Origin of the sequence: Agromyces rhizosphaerae, assembly GCF_027925245.1 — a bacterium.
GTDB classification, from domain to species: Bacteria; Actinomycetota; Actinomycetes; order Actinomycetales; family Microbacteriaceae; genus Agromyces; species Agromyces rhizosphaerae.
The window spans coordinates 202,053-223,324 of record NZ_BSDP01000001.1 but is presented as its reverse complement, the minus strand read 5'-3'; the positions used below and the strand labels follow the sequence as shown (position 1 = coordinate 223,324).

Sequence of the window (21,272 nt, the reverse complement as noted above, 5' to 3'; positions counted from 1 at the left end):
CGCCCGCCCCCGGAACCCTAGAATGGGAGCGGTACCCGTCAGAGGCACGCCGGCGAGGCCGGCGGTGGCGGGGTCCGAGGGAGGTCGCGTGACCAGGCGCCTGCCCTCGACGCCGCCGACCATCCCCGGTTTCGCCTTCGTCCGCGTGCTCGGCACGGGCGGCTTCGCCGACGTGTTCCTCTACGAGCAGCAGATGCCGCGGCGCCCGGTGGCGGTGAAGGTGCTCCTGGCCGAGGTGGTGGACGAGCAGCTGCGGCGCCGGTTCCGCGCCGAGGCGAACCTGATGGCCCGGCTGAGCTCCCACCCGGCCGTGCTCACCGTCTACGCGGCGAGCGTCGCGGCCGACGGTCGGCCCTACCTGGTCATGGAGTACTGCTCGTCGGCGATGGCGCAGCGCTACCGCGCCGAGCCGCTGCCGGTCGCCGAGGCGCTCGAGGTCGGCATCCGCATCGGCTCGGCCATCGAGAGCGCGCACCGCGAGGGCGTGCTGCACCGCGACATCAAGCCGTCGAACATCCTCATGACGGCCTTCGGCCATCCCGTGCTGAGCGACTTCGGCATCGCCGCGTCGCGGGGCCACGTCGACGACGACGAGTCGATCGGGCTGTCGGTGCCGTGGTCCGCGCCCGAGGTGCTCGCCGACGAGGACGTCGGCAGCGTGGCATCCGAGGTCTGGTCGCTCGGCGCGACCGTCTACTCCCTGCTGGCCGGTCGCTCGCCGTTCGAGGTGCCGGGCGGCGACAACTCGGCCTACGAGCTCATCCAGCGGATCTCCGCCGCCGCGCCGCCCGCCGTGGATCGCCCCGACGTGCCCGCCTCCCTGGAGGCGGTGCTGCGACGGTCGATGTCGCGCAAGCCGGCCGATCGCCAGGGCGGCGTCGAGGAGCTGCTGCGCGACCTGCAGGACGTCGAGGCCGAGCTCGACCTGCCGCAGACCCCGATCGAGGCGCGCATGGACGACTGGGCGCAGGCCACCGCGATCGACCCGGACGACCGCACCGTGCTCAAGTCGCCCGGCGAGCAGGTCGCGACGCCGCCCACGGCGGGACGCCGGGCCGGTGCGCTGCTCCGCAGGCCCGCGACGTGGTGGACGGCCGGTGCGCTCGTCGCCGCCGGCGCCGTGGTCGCGGTCACGGCGGTGCAGCTGGCCCCCCGACCGGCGGAGACCGAGATCCCGCGGGTGAGCGACGTCTCGGCGTCCGTCGAGGGGACCACCGTCCTCTTCTCGTGGGACGACCCGGGCGTGACCGACGACGACGCCTACGTCGTCACCGTCGACGGCCGCCCGTCGAGCATGCAGGTCGACACCGAGTACCGGCTCGACGCGGGCGAGCAGTCGGTGGTGTGCGCCACGGTCACGGTCACGCGCGCGGGCCGCGTGGGCGATCCCAGCGCCGAGCGGTGCGTGGAGGTCCCCCCGGAGCCGAATCCGTGATCGTCGAGTGGCTGCGCGCGCACCGGTCCGGCGTGCTCACCGCCGCGGCCACGACGATGACGGCCGCCCTCATCGCCGGCGTCGCGATCGCCAGCGGCGGCTACACCTCGCAGCGCGTCGACCTCGGCGACGCGTCCGTGTGGGTCGCGAACGGCGGCATCGAGTCGGTCGGGCGCCTGAACACCGCCGTGCGCGAGCTCGACACCGCGGTCGAGACCGGAGTGGCCGCGCCCGTGCTGGTGCAGCGCGGCGCGACCGTGCTCGTGGTCGACCCCGAGCGCGCGAACCTCGATGTCCTCGACCCCGCGACCGCCACGATCTCGGAGTCCGTCGCGATCCCGCCCGTGCGGCCCGCGGTCGCGCTCGCGGGCGATCGCGTCGTGATCGCCTCCGACGGCGACGTGTGGTCGACCCCCATCGACGACTTCGCGGAGTTCGACAGCCAGCGCGACCCGGACCTGACCTTCGGGGCGGGCACCGTCACCGCGGCCGACGAGGACGGGACCATGGTCGCGTTCACGCCCTCCACCGCGCGGGTCTCCCGGTTCGACGCCGCGGACGGCACCGCCGTCGAGCGCACCTGGCAGGTCGGCGGCGAGATCGCGGCCGACGCCGAGTGGTCGATCACCACGGTCGGCGGCCGCTGGGCGCTGCTCGACGCCACCGCCGAGGTGCTGCACCTCGAGGGCGGCAGCGTCGAGCTGGGCGACCTGGTGGGGCCCGGCGGCGGCGTCGTGCTGCAGGAGCCCGCGACGGACGGCGACGCGGTGCTCGTCGCGCACCGGAGCGGCCTGCTCGCGGTGCCGTTCGACGCCGGGACGCCCGAGGTGCTCGCGGGCGATCGGTTCGGGGTGCCCGCCGCGCCGGTGGTCGCCGACGACTGCGCCTATGCGGCATGGGCGGATGCCTCGGGATGGAGCTCGTGCGACACCGCCGACGCGATCCTCGAGGGCGGCGCGACGGGCGAGCTCGCCTTCCGCAGCAACGGGTCCGCCCTCGTGCTGAACGACGCGGCGTCCGGCCGCTCCTGGTCGGTGCGCGACGGCTGGGCCCTGGTCGACGACTGGGACGCGCTGCTGCGGGTGGAGACCGACGAGCGCGTCGTCGAGCAGAACGACCCGTCGAGCCCGCCGACCCTCGAGCGCGTGCAGGTCCCGCCCGTGGCCGTGGACGACGAGTTCGGCGCCCGGCCGCAGCGCACGACGATCCTGCCCGTGCTGCTCAACGACTACGACGCGAACGGCGACGTGCTCGCGATCTCGTCCGTCGGCACGGCGCCGGAGGGCGTCGAGGTCGACCTGGTGAGCAACGACCAGCAGCTGCAGGTCACGCTGCCGGCGGGGGCGACGGGCACGGTCGCGCTCGACTACACCATCGACGACGGACGCGGGGGCAGCGCCTCCGCGGTCGTGCGCATCGTCGCGCGCGCCGACGACGAGAACGGGCCCCCGGTGCAGGCGCGCGGCGCGTCGGCGGTGGTCGAGGCCGGCGGCCGGGTCTCCACCGACGTGCTGGCGGACTGGTACGACCCCGACGGCGACCCGTTCTACCTCGCCGACGCCGCCGCCGGGCCGCCAGACACCGCGACGTACACGGCCGGCGGCGAGGTCGTCTTCACCGAGCGGGGCGGCCGCGGCCCGCTGCGCACCGTCGCGCTCTCGGTCTCCGACGGACGGGCGATCGGCGCGGGCACGCTCCAGGTCGCCGTGCGGGCGGCGGGGTCGGTGCCGCTCGTCGCCGAGCCGTTCGCGGTGCTCGCCTCGGCGGGCGAGGAGCGCACGATCTCGCCGCTGCAGCACGTGAGCGGCGGCAGCGGCACGCCGCGCCTCACCGCCGTGCCGGCGAAGCCCGACGTCGTGCTCGTGCCGGACTTCGACCAGGGCACCTTCCGATTCACCAGCGACGCGGTGGGCACCCACTACCTCGAGTACACCGTGACCGACGGCGACCAGACCGCGGTCGGCGTGGTGCGGGTCGACGTGGCCGCGCCGCCGGACGCCGACACCACGCCGGTGACCGTGCCGCACACCGCGTTCCTGCGGGTGCGGCAGACCGTGGACGTCGACGTCCTCGCGACCGACATCGACCCGACCGGCGGCGTGCTGGTGATCACGGGCGCCGACGACACCGCGGACGAACGGGGCATGCGCGTCGAGGTGATCGAGCATCGCGTGCTGCGGGTCACGCTCAACGATCCGCTCGTCGACGGCGCCGCGGAGTTCGAGTACACCGTGAGCAACGGCCGGGCCGAGGCCACCGGCACCGTCCGGGTCGTCGAGATCCCGGCGCTCGAGCGCGTCCAGGCGCCGGTCGCGGCCGACGACACGGCCTCCGTGCGCGTGGGCGACGTCATCGACATCCCGGTGCTCGCGAACGACCGGCACCCGGACGACGAGCCGATCTCGCTCGCGCCCGACCTCGTCGAGCCCCCCGCGGAGGCGGACGGGCTGCTGTTCGCCTCCGGGGACGTGCTGCGATTCCTCGCGCCGTCCCGCCCGGGCATCGTGAGCGCGGTCTACCGGGTCGAGGGGCCGGACGGCCAGTTCGCCACGGCGACCGTGCGGATCTCGGTGAACGACGTCGACGCCGACGACAACTCCGCGCCGGTGCCGCGGGTGGTCACGTCGCGCGTGCTCGCCGGCGAGACCGTCCGCATCCGCATCCCCCTGCTCGGGATCGACCCCGACGGCGACTCCGTGCAGCTGATCGGCCAGGAGACGCCGCCCGAGCGCGGCATCGTCGTGCGCACGGGCGTCGACTGGATCGAGTACGAGGCCGGCGAGTACTCCGCGGGCACCGACGTCTTCCGGTACGCGGTCGTCGACGCGCTCGGCGCACGGGCGACTGGGACCGTGCGCGTCGGCATCGCGCCGCGGCTCGACGGCGTGCGCGCGCCGGTCGCGGTCGAGGACGAGGTGCACGCGCGCCCGGGCGGCGAGGTCGCCGTGCGCGTGCTCGACAACGACTCCGACCCCGACGGGGGGCCGCTCACGATCGTCGCGGTCGAACCGGTGGAGGGATCCGCCGAGGCATCCGTCGACGGCGACCTGGTGCGGATCGCCGTGCCGCGCGTCGAGGGGCGCAGCAGCTTCATCTACACGATCCGCAACGAGGGCCAGGCGACGGCGTCGGCGTTCCTCGTGGTCGACGTGAGCGCCGAGGCGCCGCTCGCGAGACCCGAGGCGGGGGACACCGTGCTCTCGCTGTCGGACATCCTCGACCGGTCCTGGGTCGACGTCGACGTGCGTGAGAACGTGTTCTTCGCCGACGGCCCCGCCGAGCGCCTCGGCGTGGAGCTCGTGCCCGGCTGGGAGTCGGGCGCGGTCGTGCGCGGCGACGGCACGATCCGCGTGACGCTCGCCGACGAGCGGCAGGTGATCCCGTTCCGGGTGGTGCACCCCGACGATCCCGAGCTCGACGCCTACGCGTTCGTCCGGGTCCCCGGCTACGAGGACGCCCTGCCCCAGCTGCGGCTCGACGCCCCGCCGATCATCGTGCAGAGCGAGCAGGAGGTGCTGATCGAGATCAACGAGCACGTCGTCGCGGTCGGTGGCCGCCCAGTGCGGATCACCGACGAGGCGACGGTGCGGGCCTCGAACGGCGACGGCGGCGAGCTCGTGGTCGACGCCGACACCCTGCGCTTCCGGAGCGCCGACGAGTACTTCGGGCCGGCCTCGGTGTCGTTCGTCGTCACCGACGGCGCATCCGCCGACGACCCGGACGCCCGCACCGCGACCATCGTGCTGCCGATCACGGTGCTGCCGCGCGAGAACCAGCCGCCCTCGTTCACGGGCGGGCTCATCGAGTTCGAGCCCGGCCAGCAGCGCGAGATCGACCTGCTGAAGCTCACCAGCTACCCCTACCCGGCCGACCTCGACGAGCTCGCGTTCCGGCTCGTGCAACCGCTGCCCGACGGGTTCGACCTGTCGCTCGACGGCACCGTGCTCCGGGTCACGACGGCCGCCGGCACGCTCGCGGGCACCCGCGCGGCGGTGACCGTCGCGGTGCAGGACGACTCCGGCGACGGGCGGGCCGGCCGCATCGAGCTGCGGGTCGTGCCGTCGACCCGGCCGCTCGCGGTGCCGGCGCCCGACAGCGCGGTCGCGCGACGCGGCTCGACGACCACGGTCGACGTGCTCGCCAACGACGCGGCGACCAACCCGTTCCCCGACGTCCCGCTGCGGGTGGTCCGCGTGCGCGGCGCCGACGACGCGAGCCTGCCGAGCGGCGTGCACGTGGTGCCGAGCGCGGACCGCACCTCGCTTCGGGTCACGGTCGACGAGGGCGCCGAGCCGGTGAACAGCACGATCCAGTACCAGGTGGCGGATGCCACGGGCGATGCCGGTCGCTACGCCTGGGGCGTCGTGACGATCTCCGTGCAGGACCGTCCCGAGCCCGTCGCCGAGGTCCGAGCGACCGGGTTCGGCGACCGGTCGATCAGCATCGACTTCTCGCCCGGGCCGGCCAACAACTCGCCGATCACGGCGTACGAGGTCACCCTGCGCGCCCCGGGCAGCGGCGAGGTGCTCGCGGTGCACTCGTGCCCGGCGACCGACTGCACCGTGCCCACGCTCGGCAACGGACGGGCCAACCAGGTCGCGGTCGAGGTGCGCGCACGCAACGGCATCGGGCTCTCCGACGCCGCCCGGCCGCCGGAGACGATCTGGTCCGACGTCGTGCCGGGCGCGCCCGCCGACCTCCGCGCGGCACCGCTCGACGGCGGGCTGCGCGTCACCTGGACCCCGGTCGTGCCCGCGGGCGGCGGCACCCCGGTGACCCGCTACGTGGTCATCGTCGCCGGCCAGATCGGCGAGGTGTCGGCCGCCTCGATCTGCTCGGCCACCGCGTGCGTGCTCGACCGGACCGGACTCGTCAACGGCAGCTCCGTGCCGGTCGCGATCAGCCCGCGCAACGACGCCTACCCGGCGCTGTCGACCTGGCGCGAGGCATCCGTCACCGGCACGCCGTTCGGGGCGCCCCGGGCGGGCACGGCGGACGCGATCGGCGATGCGTCGGCGGGTGCGGTCACGGTCACGTGGAGCGCGTTCGACCCGAACGGCGATGCGATCCGCGGCTACTTCGTGCAGCGCCTCGCGGTCGGCAGCCGCACCCTCCCGACCGGGCCCCAGGCCTGCTCGGTGAGCACTCCGGCGCCCGGCACGGTCTCCCCGCCCACGAACGGTGCGGGCGTCGAGGAGACGCGGACGCTGGGGCCCGACGCGCGGTCGGCGCGATTCGAGGGGCTCTCGGCCGAGAACACCGAGTACGCGTTCGTCGTCTGGGGCTACAACCGTGCGGGCTGCGCGTCGAGCGCCGTGCTCGTCGTCACGCCGCGACCCTTCGACCGGGTCATCGACGAGGTGCGCGGCGAGATGCGCTGGACCGGCGACGGACTCGCCTGGGACTACCGGGTCACGTCGGTCACCCCGCGTGCGAGCCGGTACGAGATCGTCGCGGTCGACGCCGCGGGGGTGCAGCTGGCCGGCACGGTCCAGTCGTTCGGCGGAACCGGCTGGCCGCGGGAGATCCTCGGGCGGCCGTTCGGCGAGGCCGTGCGGTTCCAGCTGCGGGCGTGTGCGCCGTGGGGCAGCTGCGGGCCGTGGAGCCCCGTGCAGCCGGCGGACCCGGAGCCCTCCCTCGACTTCGCGCTGCCCAGCCTGCGGTGGGACGCCCCGGCGTCGCGCTGGACCTGGACGAACCCGCCGGACAACGGTGCGCTCGAGGCGACCTTCCGCTGCGGGACGGGGCCCGGGCCGGGGTCCCCCGCCGGGGCCGAGACCAGCTGCGTCGTCGGCGGCGGCGGGCCCGGCGGCACCGCGTGGCTCGACGTCACGGTGGGCGGGATCACGAAACGATACGAGAGCGACTGACGATGCGAGGAGCACGCGGATGACGATGACACCCGAGCAGGCGACGGAGTTCGCCGACACCTTCGACCGGCTGGTCGGCGGCGTGGAGCAGGTGCTCCTCGGCAAGAGCCACGTGATCCGGCTGGCCTTCACGGCGCTGCTCACGGAGGGGCACCTGCTGCTGGAGGACGTGCCGGGCACCGGCAAGACCTCTCTCGCGCGCGCCATGGCGCAGTCGGTCGCCGGCACCAGCAACCGGGTGCAGTTCACGCCCGACCTGCTGCCCGGCGACATCACCGGCATGAGCGTCTACGACCAGCGCTCCGGCGCGTTCGAGTTCCACGGGGGGCCCGTCTTCGCGAACATCGTGCTCGCCGACGAGATCAACCGCGCCAGCCCGAAGACCCAGTCGGCGCTGCTGGAGGTCATGGAGGAGCGTCAGGTCACCGTCGACGGCGTCACCCATCCGGTCTCCGCGCCGTTCATGGTGATCGCGACCCAGAACCCGATCGAGCAGGCCGGCACCTACCGGCTGCCCGAGGCGCAGCTCGACCGGTTCCTGCTGCGCACCTCGATCGGGTACCCCGACCACGCGTCGACGATCCGGATCCTCGAGGGCGCCGACCACCGCGCGCACGAGCAGGCCGTGCACGGCATCGTGCGGGCCGACGAGGTCGTGGAGCTCGCCGCGCAGGCGCGGCAGGTCTACGTCGACTCCACGATCCACGACTACGTGTCCCGCCTGGTCGACGCCACGCGCTCCGCGGTCGAGGTGCGGCTCGGCGCGAGCGTGCGCGGGGCCCTCGGGCTGATCCGCGCCGCGAAGACGCACGCGGCGAGCCGCGGCCGGCACTTCGTCGTGCCCGACGACGTCAAGGCGCTCGCCGAACCCGTGCTCGCGCACCGCCTCATCCTCGAGGCCGAGGCCGAGTTCGACGGCGTGAACGCGTCGAGCGTCGTGGCGCAGGTGCTGCTCGAGACGGCGCCGCCGAACGCGAGGCAGGCGGTGTGACGATCGACCGGGCCCAGGCGGACGAGGCCCGCGGTCGCGACGGCGCGCTCGCCGAGGCCGTCGGCGCGGTCGTCGGCGCCGGCCAGGCCGCCGGGTCGGGCCTCGCGCGCGCGGCCGCCGCCGTGCGCCAGGTCGTGACGCCGACCGGCTGGTGGGTCGCCGGCATCGCGGCCGCGGGCCTCGTCGCCGGGTACCTGTTCGGCTGGCTGGAGGCGGTCGTCATCGGCTGGGCGCTCGCGGTCGCGCTGGCCGCCGCCTGCCTCTACCTGGTCGGGCGCAGCGCGTTCGTCGTCGGGCTCGAGCTCCCCGAACCGCGGGTCGTCGTGGGCGACCCCGCCGAGGCGGCGGTGGTCGTGACGAACATCGGCCGCCGGCGCGCGGTCGGCGTGGGGGTCGAGGTCCGGGTGGGCGGCGGCACGACGGCCCTCGCGGTCGCGAACCTCAGCGCGGGCGTCGCCGAGCGGCGGCCGATCGAGATCCCGACCGGACGGCGCGGCATCGTGGATATCGGGCCCGTGCGCACGGTGCGGGCCGACCCCGTCGGCCTGGTGCGGCGCGAGGTCGTCTGGGCCGAGCAGTCGCGGCTCTACGTGCACCCGAGGACGATCCCGATCCCCGCGGTGAGCACGGGCTTCGTGCGCGACCTGGAGGGCTCGCCGACGCGCGACCTCACCGCGAGCGACGTCGCGTTCCACGCCCTTCGCGAGTACGTCCCCGGTGACGACCGGCGGCACATCCACTGGCGCAGCTCGGCGAAGACGGGCACCTTCATGGTGCGCCAGTTCGAGGAGACCCGTCGCAGCCACATGATGATCCTGCTCGACGCCGAGCCGGCGCACTACGCCGACCCCGACGAGTTCGAGCTCGCGGTGGGCGCCGTGGGCTCGCTCGGCGTGCGCGCGATCCGCGACGCCCGCGGCGCGTCGGTGATCGTGCCGAGCTCTGTGCCGACGACCGCGCGCGCCGGGATGCGCGGCCTGCTCGACCTCGCGACGATCTCGCGCGACCGCCTGCTCGACGCGCTCTGCGGGGTCGAGCAGGATCCGCGCGCACCCCAGCTGGTGGATGCGATGCGGATGACCGCCGAGTCCGTGCTCGGCATCTCGCTGGCGTTCGTCGTGACCGGCTCGCTCACGGGCGTGGCGCGGCTGCGGGCCGCCGCGGCGCAGGCGCGACCGGGCGTCGAGGTGGTCGGCGTCGTCTGCGCCGCGGGCGCCGCGCCGGCGTCGCGTCGCGTCGGCGGGATGCAGGTGCTCACGATCGGGCAGCTCGACGACCTGCGCGCGATCCTGGCCCGGTCGGCGGCGGCATGAGCGAGGCGGGCACGATGCGGCGACCCGTGCGGTGGTGGGTGTTCCCCCTGCTCGGGCTCGCGGTCGCGGCCGCGGCCGTGCCCTGGTGGCCGATCCACGAGACGCGGCACCTGCTCGTCGTCGTCGCGGCCGCGGCCCTCGCGGGCTTCGCGGTCGCGGGCATCGGCGCGGTCCGCTCGTGGCCCGCGTGGGCGGTGCTGCTGGGCTGCTTCGCGGCCTACCTGCTCCTGGGCGTGCCGCTCGCGGTGCCCGGCGCGGCCGCCGGCCTGCTGCCGACGCCCGCGGGGATCGTGGAGCTGCTGGCGGGAACCGCAGTGTCCTGGCCGCGGCTGCTGACGATCGTGCTCCCGGTGGGCACCTACCAGGCGCTCCTGGTGCCGGTGTTCGTGAGCACGCTGGCCGCGTCGGCCGCCTCGGTCAGCATCGCGCTGCGCTCGCGCCGCCCGGCCCTCGCGGTGCTCCCGCCGGTGGCGATGTTCCTCGCCGGCATCCTGCTCGGTCCTCGCGAGTCCGCGTGGGGGATCGTGGGCGGCGCCGGGATGGTCGCCGCCTGCCTCGCCTGGCTGGTCGCCGTGCGGCGCCTGCCCGAGTCCGCGGGCTCGCCGCGGCGCGCGGTCTCCGTGCGCCGCGTGCTGGGCGGCCTCGCGGTCGGCATCGTCGCGGTGCTCGCGGGCACGGGCGCGGCGGTCGTGCTCGCGCCCGGCACCGAGCGCGAGGTCGTGCGCGCCTACGTGCAGCAGCCGTTCGATCCGCGCGAGACCGACAGCCCGCTCGCCGGGTTCCGTGCCTGGCACCGGACCGATCGGGCGGGGGACCCCATGCTCGTGGTGCGCGGCCTGCCGCCGGGGGAGCGGCTGCGGCTCGCCGTGCTCGACACCTGGGACGGCATCGTCTTCTCGGTCGGGGGACCCGACGGTGCCGAGGCGTCCGGTTCGTTCACCCGCCTGCCGTACCGGCTCGACCAGGACGCGCCCGCCGGCGGCATGCGCGAGGTCGACGTGCGCATCCTCGGGTACGAGGGCGTCTGGCTGCCCGGCGTCGGCCGCATCGAGTCCATCGCATTCTCCGGCGAGCGGGCGGAGCCGCTCGGCGCGACGTTCTTCTACAACGACGCCACCGGCACGGCCGCGGTCACCGAGGGGTTGCGCGAGGGCGACGAGTACGTGGTCTCCGCGGTCGCCGTCGCCGAAGCCGACGACCTCGAGGCCCTCCGGCCCGGGCGCGCGGTGCAACCCGCGAGCGCGCCCCTGCCCGACGGCCTCGATCGCCTCCTCGACCGCTACGCGCCCGCCTCGGAGCCGCCGGGCGCCCGGCTCGCGGGCGTGATCGCGGGACTGCGCGCCGACGGCTACGTGAGCCACGGCGTGGGCGACGACGAGCCCGCGAGCCGGTCGGGCCACTCGGCCGACCGGCTCACCCAGCTCGCGACCGACCGCCCGATGCTCGGCGACGCGGAGCAGTACGCGGCCGCGGCCGCGTTGCTCGCCCGCGAGATCGGCTTCCCCGCACGCGTGGTGATGGGCTTCGACCCGGGTGACGACGCCGGCGCCGCGGACGGTGCGGTGCTCGTCACCGGCAGCGACATGTCGGCCTGGATCGAGGTGCAGGACGCGGACGGCACCTGGCTCGCGATCGACCCGAACCCCGAGCCGCGCCCGGTACCGGAGGCCGAGCCCGACGAGCCGACCGTGGTCTCCAGACCCCAGTCGGTGCTGCCGCCGCCGGCCGAGCGCACCCCGGTGGAGCGCACGGTGCCCGAGCCCGAGGCGGCCGACGACACCTCCGACGACGGCGTCGGGCCGCTGGTCGAGGCGCTGCTCGCGATCCTGCGCGTCGGGGGCTGGGCGCTGCTCGGGCTCGCGCTGCTCGCGAGCCCGTTCCTGGCGGTGATCGCGGCGAAGCTGCGGCGGCGGAGGCTCCGGCGCTCGGCGGCGGCGCCCGAGGACCGGGTCGCGGGCGGGTGGAACGAGTTCGCCGACGCCGCGACCGACCACGGGTACGCCGTGCCGGCCTCCGGCACGCGCTCCGAGCAGGCCGCGGCCGTGGGTGGCATGCAGGCGCTCGTGCTCGCCTCGGCCGTCGAACGGTCGCTGTTCGCACCCGGCGGGCCCGACGACGCGCAGGCCGACGCCGTCTGGGGCGTGGTCGACGAGGCGCGGACCCGGATCGCCGCGCGACGGGGCAGGTGGCGGCGGTTGCGCGCGGCCGTCTCGCTGTCGAGCTTCACCCGGGAGGCCCGCGGCCGGCGCGAGCGGTGAGCCGGCACGCTCCTCCACATGGGGCTGCGGATGCGACGGAGGCGGCGCCGCCTGCCGAGGCGGAGGCGCACCGGGCGGCACGCGATCCACTGGTCGGGTGACCGCTCCCGGCCTGCGCCTGCCACCACTCGACCGCCCTGCGGGGCGACCGCCGTTCCCGGTGCTCGCGACCGCCGCGCCGGTCGTGGGCTCGGTCGTGCTCTGGCTCCTGACGGGGTCGCCGTTCGCGCTGGTGTTCGCGCTGCTCGGTCCGCTCGTCGCGATCGCCGGGGTGCTGGACCGGGGGCGCGGCGCCCGCCGCACGGCGCGGCGCGCGCAGGCGGATCGGCGGGAGGCGCTCGACCGGGTCCGCGGGGAGGTCGTCGTCGCGCACGACCTCGAGCGACGGGCCGGGTGGCGCGCCGACCCGGGCGCGCGGGCGGTCCTCGACGGCACGGCGGCGCGGCTGCCGTGGTCGGGCGGCGACCCGATGCGGATCGTCGTCGGGGTGGGGGAGGTGCCGAGCACCGTCCGGCTGGAGGGGGACGCGGAGGACGCGCACGCGGTCGAGGTCGTCCGCGCCGCGGCGACGCTGGCCGGGGCCCCGCTCGTGGCGGACGTCTCGCGGGGCGTCGGCATCGTCGGACCGCCCGCGCTCGGGCGGTCCCTCGCCCGGAGCCTCGTGGTGCAGGCGTGCTTCGCCGCCCCGCCGTGGGAGCTGGCGGTCGTCGTGCCGCCCGGCGCGGACTGGGCGTGGACGGAGCACCTGCCGCACCGGGCGGGCGCGGGCGGGCGGGTGCTGCGCGTCGTCGAGGGGGCGGCGGATGCGGCGTCGCCGCGCTCGTCCGGCGAGACCGTGGTCGCGCTCGCCGGGCGGCGCGACGAGGTCGTGACCCGCGTGGGCGCGGTCGTGGAGCTGGAGGGCCCATGCTCCGCGCGGGCGACGAGCGCCGACGGCGCCGTGGGCGTCTGCGCGCCGGTGCTCGTCGGCGAGCCGGAGGCGCGTGCGTGGGCGCACGCGGTCGCGGCGCGGATCCCGCGGGCGCGGGACGAGCCGGCCGCGCCCGTGCGCTGCGACCTCGCGCAGGCGGGCGGGCCCGGGCTGACGGCCGCGGTGGGGCGCTCCGGCGACGACCCGGCCGTGCTCGACCTGGCCGCGGGGCCGCACGCGGTGGTCGCCGGCACGACCGGCAGCGGGAAGAGCGCCTTCCTCGTGGCCTGGGCCTGCGCGATGGCCGCCTCCCGGCCCCCGGCGGAGCTGGTGCTCGTGCTCGTGGACTTCAAGGGGGCGGCGGCGTTCGGGCCGCTCGAGCGGCTGCCGCACGTGGCCGGCGTCTTCACGGACCTCGACGAGCCGGCCGCGCGCCGGATGGTGCGCAGCCTCGGGGCGGAGGTCCGCCGCCGCGAGACCGTGCTCCGCGGGGCCGGGGCGGCGATGCTCGAGGCGCTGCCACCCGGCGCCGAGCCGCGCCTGGTCGTCATGGTGGACGAGTACCAGGAGTTCGCGCGGCGCGTGCCGGAGGTCGCCGCGGTGTTCGACGACCTCGCGGCGCGCGGCCGCTCACTCGGCATCCACCTCGTGGTCGGCACCCAGCGTCCCAGCGCGGCCGTCGCCGAGTCGATCCGCGCCAACAGCGGCGTGCGCGCGTGCCTGCGCGTGCTCCAGCCCTCGGAGAGCGTGAGCGTCGTCGGCGTCCCCGACGCGTCGCGCATCGCCGCCGGCTCGCCCGGCACCGGCCTGCTCGACCTCGGCGACGGCACCGCGCGGCCGTTCCGGTCGGCGCTCGTCACCCGGGCCGACATCGAGGCGCTCGCGCGGCGATTCGCGGGTGCCCGGGTTCCCGCGCCGCCCTGGGCGCCGGAGCTGCCGCCGGTCGTGCTGCCCGAGCACCTCGAGTCCGCGGACCGGGGCGCGTCCGGGCCCGGTCGGATCTCCCTCGGCCTGGGCGACGACGTGGATCGCCAGCGGCACGTCGTCGCGGAGTGGGACGCCCGCTCCGGCGCGCTGCTCGTCGCCGGCGCCGTCGCGAGCGGCCGGAGCGACGTGCTGGCCGTGGTCACCGCAGGCCTCCGGGCGGAGCACGCCGTCGCGGAGCTCTCGCCGCGATCCCCGCGCAGCCTCGTCTGGGACGTGCTGCAGCGGACGCAGGGCCCGACGCCGCTCGCGGTCGTCATCGACGACCTCGACGACCTGTTCGACGGCTGGGGCGACGAGTACCGGCTCGAGGGCGTGCGCGCGCTCGAACGGCTCCTCCGCACGCGCACGATCCCCGTCGCCGCGGCGGTGCGTCAGCTGCCGGGCGCGGCGCTGTCGCCGCGGATCGCCGGGCTGTTCCGAGAGACCCTGCTGCTTCGCCTGCCGAGCGCGGCCGATGTCCGGGCGGCCGGCGGCGACCCCGCGCTGTGGGCGCCCGACGAGCCGCCCGGCTCGGGGCAGTGGCGCGGCCTGCGCTTCCGCGCGCGGCATCGCGCGCAGCCCGCCCGCGGTCGACACGCGCGCGAACGCCCCGGTCGCGGCGATCGTCCCGAGGCGCCGCCGGAACCGCCGGGGCAGGGCGTCGCGTTCGCGTGCACCGACGCGCCGCGCGCGTTCGCCGATCGCTGGCGGGCGGCGACGGGCGGGCGCGTCGTGCAGCTCGATCCGGGCGACCCGCTCTCGCGCGGCGCGACGGCCGACCTGCTCGCCTCGGGCGGCGCGGAGGCGCGGCTCCTCGTCGGCGACGCGGCCGCCTGGGCGTCGAGCTGGAGCCTCGTCGCCGCGCATCGCGAGGAGGTCGTCCTGCTCGCGGACGGCATGCCGTCCAACCTGCGGGCGCTGACCGGCGATCGCACGCTTCCGCCCCTGCTCGACCCGGGCACGGGCACCATCTGGTGCCGGGAGCCGGGCCGCGCGGTGCATCGCCGCGCGTGGCCGGAACGCTGAGCCCGCCTCGGGGCGCCCGGCGTCAGACGGTGGCGCGGATGCTGCCGACCCGGGCGGTGCCGCCGAGCACCGAGAGGTCGAGCTCGGCCGTCGCGTCCTCGACGGCGTCGGCCTGGAGCGCGCCCGCGGCGGCCAGCAGGCGCAGCGCGACCGCGGTCGACGCGCGACGGCTGCCGTCGAGCACCTTCAACGCGGTCGTCGTGCCGTCGGGCGCGGTCATCACCATCACGCCCTCCGCACCGTGCTTGGCGAACACGCCCAGCCGGTCGATCACGATCGAGTCGGGCTGACCGGGGCCGGCCACCACCCACCCGTTCGCGCGCACGGCCTCGGTCAGCGCGCTCGCCTCGCGGTAGAGCGCGAACGGCGACGACGCGGACGACGTCGTGATGCGCTGGATGCCCCGGCCGAGCGCCTCGAGCGAGAGGGCGTGCACGGGCGCGCCGCAGCCGTCGACGCCGGTCGCGGCCGGGCGCTCGCCCGTGAGCCGCTCGACGACGTCGAGGATCCGCCGCTGCACCGGGTGCTCCGGGTCGAGGTAGCCCTCGAGCGGCCAGTCGTTGGCGGCGCACGCGAGCAGCATCGCGGCGTGCTTGCCCGAGCAGTTCATGGTGATGCGCTCGGCGCCGCCGCCCGCGCGGGCGAGCCGGTCGCGCGCGTCGGGGTCGGACGGCTTCTGCGGCGGGCAGGCGAGCATCGACGCGGCGATGCCCGCGCGGCCGAGCAGCCCGCGCACGAGCGCCACGTGCGCGGCCGTGCCGCTGTGGCTCGCGGTCGCGATCGCCGCGTCCTCGCCGCGCAGGTTCACGCCCGCCGACATGACGGCGACGGCCTGGAACGGCTTCAGGCTCGAGCGCGGGAAGATCGGCGTGGTGACGTCGCCCAGCGTGCGCACGACCTCGCCCTCGGGGGAGAGCACGATGGCCGAGCCCGCGTGGCGGGACTCGACGAAGCCGCTGCGCTCGACGACGGCCAGCTCGACCGCGTCGGCGACGCTGAAGGTGCCCGCCACGGCTCAGCCCAGCGCGGCGAAGGCGTCGTCCAGCACCGAGAGCGCGTCGGCGACGAGCTCGTCGGTCACCGCCAGGCTCGGCAGGAAGCGCAGCACGTTGCCGAACGTGCCCGCCGAGAGGAAGAGCACGCCCCGCTCGGCGGCGAAGGCGATCAGCTCCTGCACGGCCTCGGGGTTCGGCTCCTTCGTGGTCTCCGCGGTACCCGGCTGAACCAGCTCGATCGCCTGCATCGCGCCCCGGCCGCGCACGTCGCCGATGATGTCGTAGCGTTCGCGCAGGCCCTCGAGACCGGCCGTGAGCGCCGCCTCGATGCGCGCGCCGGCCGCGAGCAGCTCGCCCCGGTCGATCGCCTCGAACACGGCGATCGCCGCCGCGCAGGCGACCGGGTTGCCGCCGAAGGTGCCGCCGAGCCCGCCGGGCTGCGACGCGTCCATGATCTCGGCGCGACCCGTGACCGCGGCGAGCGGCAGCCCGCCCGCGATGCCCTTGGCCGAGAGCACGAGGTCGGGCACCCAGTCGAAGTGCTCGCTCGCGAACACCCGGCCGGTGCGGGCCATGCCGCTCTGGATCTCGTCGGCGATCATGACGACGTCGTTGGCCGTGCACCACTCCTGCAGCGCGGGCAGGTAGCCGTCGGCGGGCACCATGAACCCGCCCTCGCCCTGGATGGGCTCGACCACGAGGCACGCGAGGTCGGTCGCCCCGACGGCCTTCTCGAGGTAGGAGATCGTGCGCTTCGCGGCATCCGCCCCGCTCAGCCCGTCGCGGTACGGGTAGGAGCCCGGTGCGTGGTACACGTCGCCGGCGAGCGGGCCGTACCCGGTCGCGTACGGGTGCGCCTTGTAGTTCATGGCCATCGTGAGGTTGGTGCGGCCGTGGTACGCGTGGTCGAGCACCGCCACCGCGCGACGCCGGGTGAACCGGCGGGCGATCTTCACGCCGTTCTCGACTGCCTCGGCGCCCGAGTTCACGAGCACCGAGCGCTTGGCGAAGTCGCCGGGGGTGAGCTTCGCGAGCCACTCGGCCACCCGTACGTACTCCTCGTAGGGCGTGATGGTGAAGAGGGTGTGGATGACGTCCTGCAGCTGGCCGGCCGCGGCGGCCACGACGGACGCCTCGGTGTGGCCGACCGTCGTCACGCCGATGCCCGCGCCGAAGTCGAGGAAGCGGTTGCCGTCGACGTCCTCGAGCACGGCGCCGTTGGCGCGCGCGATGTACACCGGCAGCACCGACGAGACGCCGGCGGAGACGACCTCGAGGCGTCGGGCGTGCAGCTCCTGCGACCTGGGGCCGGGGATCGCGGTGACGATCCGTCGCTCCTGCGGGATGGTGAAGACGGGTGCCGCGGCCCCGGATGCGGGCGCGTCGATGGTGTCAGTCATGGTGGCCCCAGCCTACCGCCGGGCGGGCCGGGTGCCGCCCACGGGACGGCGGCGGTCGTCGCGTGCGAGGATGGCCCGATGAAGGACCTGCACCGATACGAGGTCGGCCTCGAGTGGCTGGGGGACCGCGGCGAGGGCACGTCGCACTACCGCGCCTACGGGCGCGCGAACCGGCTCGAGGCGGCCGGCAAGCTGCATCCGATCGAGGGGTCGTCGGACCGCACGTTCCACGGCGACCGCGAGCGCTGGAACCCCGAGGAGCTGCTCGTCGGCGCGCTCAGCGAGTGCCACATGCTCTCGTACCTGCACGTCGCGACGAACCACGGCGTCGTGGTCGTCGGCTACACCGACCGCGCCACCGGCACGATGCGCACCGACGCACGCGGCGGCGGCGCGTTCACCGAGGTCACGCTGCACCCGCGGGTCGTCGTGCGCGACGCCGGGATGGCCGAGCTCGCGGCCACGCTGCACGCAGAGGCCTCGGAGAAGTGCTTCATCGCGGCATCCGTCGCCTTCCCGGTGCACCACGAGCCCGAGGTCGTCGTCGCCGACTGACCGCTCGCCACGCCGGCTCAGCCGCGCCCGAGCGTGCCGAGCGGCCACGCCGGCTCGAACGGGCAGGGCTGGCCGTCGGCGAGGTTGGCGCAGGGCGGGAAGAACGCGTCGAACCGCTCGAGGAGCGGGTCGCCGAACCACCGGTGCCAGATGCGCCAGAAGTTGAAGTTGCCCCAGGCGGAGCATCCGTCGCCGGAGCCCGGGTCGTCGAGGGTCGCCTCGTTCGGCTGGTACGGCGTGTAGTTGTACAGGCCCGCGGTCGCCTGGTTCCGGATCACGATGAAGGACGCGCCGCAGTCGGGGTCGGGGTTGTAGCGCACCCGGTTGCCGCCGACCTCGTAGGTGCGCGAGGTGTACTGGGTGTACTGCCGGAACTGCCAGGCCGCCGCGTAGACCTGGTTGAAGAACCCGAAGTACCGGGTGTCGCAGTCGGCGCCGTCGGGGCAGGCGTAGCCGGTCGCCCGCTCGTAGCCGTAGGCCGACGGATGGGTGACGAGCGACTGCTCCTTCTGCAGCAGCACGAGCAGCGCGCGCGGGCTGACCCCGCAGGCCCGCGCGACCTTGGCGATGATCGTCGACGCGAGCTCGCGCCGGGTGCCGTCGTACGCGGTGCAGTGGCCGGCCTCGACCGCGGCCTTGTCGGGGGTGTCCTCGCGGTACTCGGCGAGGCAGGGCACGCCGTCGCGCGGCAGGCAGCGGTGGGACTCGAGGAAGTCCTGCACCTGCGTCGCGGTCATCGCGTCGGCGTTGTAGAAGCTGTCGTCGCTGACGATGAGGCCCGGGTCGAAGTCGTCGGGGTCGGGGTCGGGGAGCAGGCTCGCGTAGCGGGGCACCGGCGGTGGCTCCGGCGCCTCCGCCGTGCATCCTGCGGTCGTCACCAGCACCGCGACGGCGATGCAGGCCACGACGAGCGATCTCATCGGCATCGAGCGAACCCTACCCGCGCGACCCGTGAATCGGTCGGGACGCGCTCAGGCGGCCATCGGCCGGTCGTTGTACCGGCCCGCGAGCTCCTGCCCCGAGAGCGCGTGGATGCCCGCCATGACCTGCTCGGTGAGTTCACGGCGCGCACGCCCGGAGGTCTCGGACGCCTCCGCGTCGGGCACGATCGGCGGGCCGAAGTGCACCTCGACCGGCCGCACCCGGGGCCACCTCGTGCCCACGGGCTGGATGGCCTCGGTGCCGATGAGGCCGACCGGCACGACCGGCGCGCCGGTGGCGAGCGAGAGCCAGGCGACGCCCGTGCGGCCGCGGTAGAGCAGGCCGTCGGTCGAGCGGCTGCCCTCCGGGTAGATCGCGAACGCGCTGCCCGACTCGAGCACGTCGCGGCCGCGGTCCAGGGCGGCCTGCGCCTGCGAGCCGGCGCCCCGCTCGACGGCGACCGCGCCGATGGCCTCGAAGAACGCACGGGAGATCCACCCCGAGACGCCGGTTCCCGTGAAGTAGTCCGACTTGGTGAGGAACTGCACGGGGCGCGGCGCGACGATGGGGATGACGATGCTGTCGATCAGCGAGAGGTGGTTGCTCGCGATGACGACCGGGCCGGTGCGCGGCACGTGCTCGCGCCCGGTGATCGTCGGCCGGTACACCAGCAGCGCCAGCGGCCGCAGGATCCCGCGCACGAGGAAGTAGACGAATCCGGGGCGGGTCGCGCGGCGTGCGCTCGGTGCGGTCACGCGACGACCCTACTCGCGGGCGCATGCGGGTCGGGTGATGCGGTGGATGGATGCGCCCGCGTACGTGCGCCACGTCGCCGACACGGCAAGATGGAGCGATGGATGCCTCGCAGGACGGCGAGCGGCTGGAGCTCGGCGAGCGCGGGCCGAGCGTCTTCGCCTACCGCACGGCCCGCCGTGCGCCCTCGGCGACGGCCGTGCTGCGCGCGCTGCTCGCCGACCGCGCGGAGGTGCCGTCCGACGACATCGAGCTCGACTGGTCGTGCCCCGACTGCGGCGCCCGCCACGTGGCGCCGGTCGTGGGCTACCCGACGACCGCGTCGGGCGGGCGCTGGCACGCCGATGCGGCCGCCGTGCCCGGCCTCGGCGTGGCGGTCGTCGACCGGCGTCGCCCCGTGGGCATCGCGATCGAGCCGGTCGACCTGGTGGACCACGCGGCCATCGACGTCGCCGCGTTCCACCCGACGGAGCGCGCCGGGCTCGACGCGCTGGGCGACGACGAACGCCGGGTCGCGCGCGCCGGGCTGTGGGCGCGCAAGGCGGCGCTGCTGCGCGCGGTCGGGCACAGCCGGTTCCTCGAGCCGGCGCGGATCGCGCTGACGATGCCTGATGACGGACCGGGGAGGATCGAGCGCTCCGTGCCCGAGTTCGACGCGCTCGGCGCGGTGCCGGAGTTCCACGGGATCCCGGTGCCCGGCGGATGGGTCGCCGCGGTCGCCGTGCTGGGCTGACCCGGGCGATCGACCGCGCCGGCCACCTCGACGGCCCGTAGGGTGGGGGCGTGCGCAGCGTCATCATCCTCGGCTCGACGGGATCCATCGGCACGCAGGCCCTCGACGTCATCGCGGGCGCCCCGGACCGGTTCCGCGTGGCAGGCCTGGCCGTCGGCAGCGACGTCGACGGGATGGCCGCCCAGGCCGCGCGGTTCGGGGTCGAGCACACGGCGCTCGGCGTCGATGAGGCGGTGCGGCTCGTGCGCGAGGTCGACGCCGACGTCGTGCTGAACGGCATCACGGGCTCGGTCGGGCTCGGGCCCACGCTCGCCGCGCTCGAGGAGGGGCGCACGCTCGCCCTCGCGAACAAGGAGTCGCTCATCGTCGGCGGCGACCTCGTGACCCGCGTCGCGGCACCCGGGCAGATCGTGCCGGTCGACTCGGAGCACAGCGCCATCGCGCAGGCGCTGCACTCGGGAACGCACGACGAGGTGCGCCGGCTCGTGCTCACCGCCTCGGGCGGCCCGTTCCGCGGGCGCTCGCGCGACGAGCTGGCGGGGGTGACGCCCGCCGACGCGCTCGCGCACCCGACCTGGGACATGGGTCTCGTCGTCACCACGAACTCGGCGACGCTGGTCAACAAGGGCCTTGAGGTCATCGAGGCGCACCTGCTCTTCGACATCGGCTACGACCGCATCGACGTCGTCGTGCACCCGCAGTCGATCGTGCACTCGATGGTCGAGTTCATCGACGGCTCGACCATCGCGCAGGCGTCGCCGCCGGACATGCGCCTCCCGATCTCGCTCGGGCTCGACTGGCCGCACCGCGTCGCGGGCGTCGGCCGGCCGCTCGACTGGACCTCGGCGCAGTCGTGGGAGTTCGAGCCGCTCGACGAGACGGCGTTCCCCGCCGTGGCGCTCGCGAAGGCCGTGGGTCGCGCGGGCGGGGCGTACCCGGCCGTGTTCAACGCGGCCAACGAGCAGGCGGTCGCCGCGTTCCACGCCGGGCGCATCGGCTTCACCGGCATCGTCGACACCGTGTCCGCGGTGGTCGACGCGTTCGACGCCGGCTCGGGCGAGCTCACGATCGACTCGCTCGCCGCCGCGGAGTCGGAGGCGCGGCGCGCGGCCGACGCGCGCATCGCCGCCGCCTGAGGCGTCCCCC

At 75.6% G+C, this 21,272-nt stretch carries 13 protein-coding genes; 9 read left to right on the top strand and 4 right to left on the bottom strand.

Translation table 11 applies throughout. The features are described from left to right. Positions 1-88: 88 nt before the first annotated feature. The 6 genes from QMG39_RS01045 (at position 89) to QMG39_RS01020 (ending at position 14,769) form a co-directional block, all read left to right on the top strand. Positions 89-1,435 carry a serine/threonine-protein kinase gene (locus tag QMG39_RS01045; protein WP_281881968.1) on the top strand — a complete coding sequence of 449 codons (1,347 nt, stop codon included), beginning with the start codon at positions 89-91 and terminating at the stop codon, positions 1,433-1,435. Beyond that, complete coding sequence (locus QMG39_RS01040) at positions 1,432-7,305, top strand: Ig-like domain-containing protein (RefSeq protein WP_281881967.1); 5,874 nt, start codon at positions 1,432-1,434, stop codon at positions 7,303-7,305. Before QMG39_RS01045 ends, QMG39_RS01040 begins: the two co-directional genes overlap by 4 nt. A 19-nt stretch (positions 7,306-7,324) precedes the next feature. Beyond that, entirely contained in the window at positions 7,325-8,296 is a 972-nt protein-coding gene (locus tag QMG39_RS01035; RefSeq protein WP_281881966.1) for an AAA family ATPase, read from the top strand. Beyond that, positions 8,293-9,609, top strand: coding sequence for a DUF58 domain-containing protein (locus QMG39_RS01030; RefSeq protein WP_281881965.1), 1,317 nt, complete (start codon positions 8,293-8,295; stop codon positions 9,607-9,609). The genes QMG39_RS01035 and QMG39_RS01030 overlap by 4 nt, the downstream gene beginning before the upstream one ends. Then, entirely contained in the window at positions 9,606-11,867 is a 2,262-nt protein-coding gene (locus QMG39_RS01025; protein ID WP_281881964.1) for a transglutaminaseTgpA domain-containing protein, read from the top strand. Before QMG39_RS01030 ends, QMG39_RS01025 begins: the two co-directional genes overlap by 4 nt. Before the next feature lie 97 nt (positions 11,868-11,964). After that, positions 11,965-14,769 (top strand): FtsK/SpoIIIE domain-containing protein, encoded by a 2,805-nt coding sequence (locus tag QMG39_RS01020; protein WP_281881963.1) that lies wholly within the window; start codon positions 11,965-11,967, stop codon positions 14,767-14,769. Positions 14,770-14,791: 22 nt separating this feature from the next. Here QMG39_RS01020 and QMG39_RS01015 read toward each other — a convergent pair whose 3' ends face one another. Both QMG39_RS01015 and gabT read right to left on the bottom strand, forming a co-directional pair. Beyond that, entirely contained in the window at positions 14,792-15,781 is a 990-nt protein-coding gene (locus tag QMG39_RS01015) for an asparaginase (protein ID WP_281881962.1), read from the bottom strand. 3 nt (positions 15,782-15,784) lie between these two features. After that, a complete protein-coding gene (gene gabT, locus QMG39_RS01010; protein ID WP_281881961.1) occupies positions 15,785-17,164 on the bottom strand; it encodes a 4-aminobutyrate--2-oxoglutarate transaminase in 1,380 nt (459 codons plus the stop codon). A 78-nt stretch (positions 17,165-17,242) separates the two neighbouring features. Here gabT and QMG39_RS01005 point away from each other — a divergent pair, with 78 nt between their 5' ends. After that, entirely contained in the window at positions 17,243-17,719 is a 477-nt protein-coding gene (locus QMG39_RS01005) for an OsmC family protein (RefSeq protein WP_281881960.1), read from the top strand. Positions 17,720-17,736: 17 nt separating this feature from the next. Here the strand turns inward: QMG39_RS01005 and QMG39_RS01000 are convergent, their stop codons facing one another. Further along, the gene (locus tag QMG39_RS01000; protein WP_281881959.1) at positions 17,737-18,645 is read right to left on the bottom strand and encodes a hypothetical protein; all 909 of its coding nucleotides are present in this window, start codon (positions 18,643-18,645) and stop codon (positions 17,737-17,739) included. A 45-nt stretch (positions 18,646-18,690) separates the two neighbouring features. Next, entirely contained in the window at positions 18,691-19,395 is a 705-nt protein-coding gene (locus tag QMG39_RS00995) for a lysophospholipid acyltransferase family protein (protein WP_281881958.1), read from the bottom strand. 98 nt (positions 19,396-19,493) lie between these two features. Here QMG39_RS00995 and QMG39_RS00990 point away from each other — a divergent pair, with 98 nt between their 5' ends. Then, entirely contained in the window at positions 19,494-20,126 is a 633-nt protein-coding gene (locus QMG39_RS00990) for a 4'-phosphopantetheinyl transferase family protein (RefSeq protein WP_281881957.1), read from the top strand. A 50-nt stretch (positions 20,127-20,176) separates the two neighbouring features. Beyond that, a complete protein-coding gene (gene dxr, locus QMG39_RS00985; protein WP_281881956.1) occupies positions 20,177-21,262 on the top strand; it encodes a 1-deoxy-D-xylulose-5-phosphate reductoisomerase in 1,086 nt (361 codons plus the stop codon). Positions 21,263-21,272 lie beyond the last annotated feature (10 nt).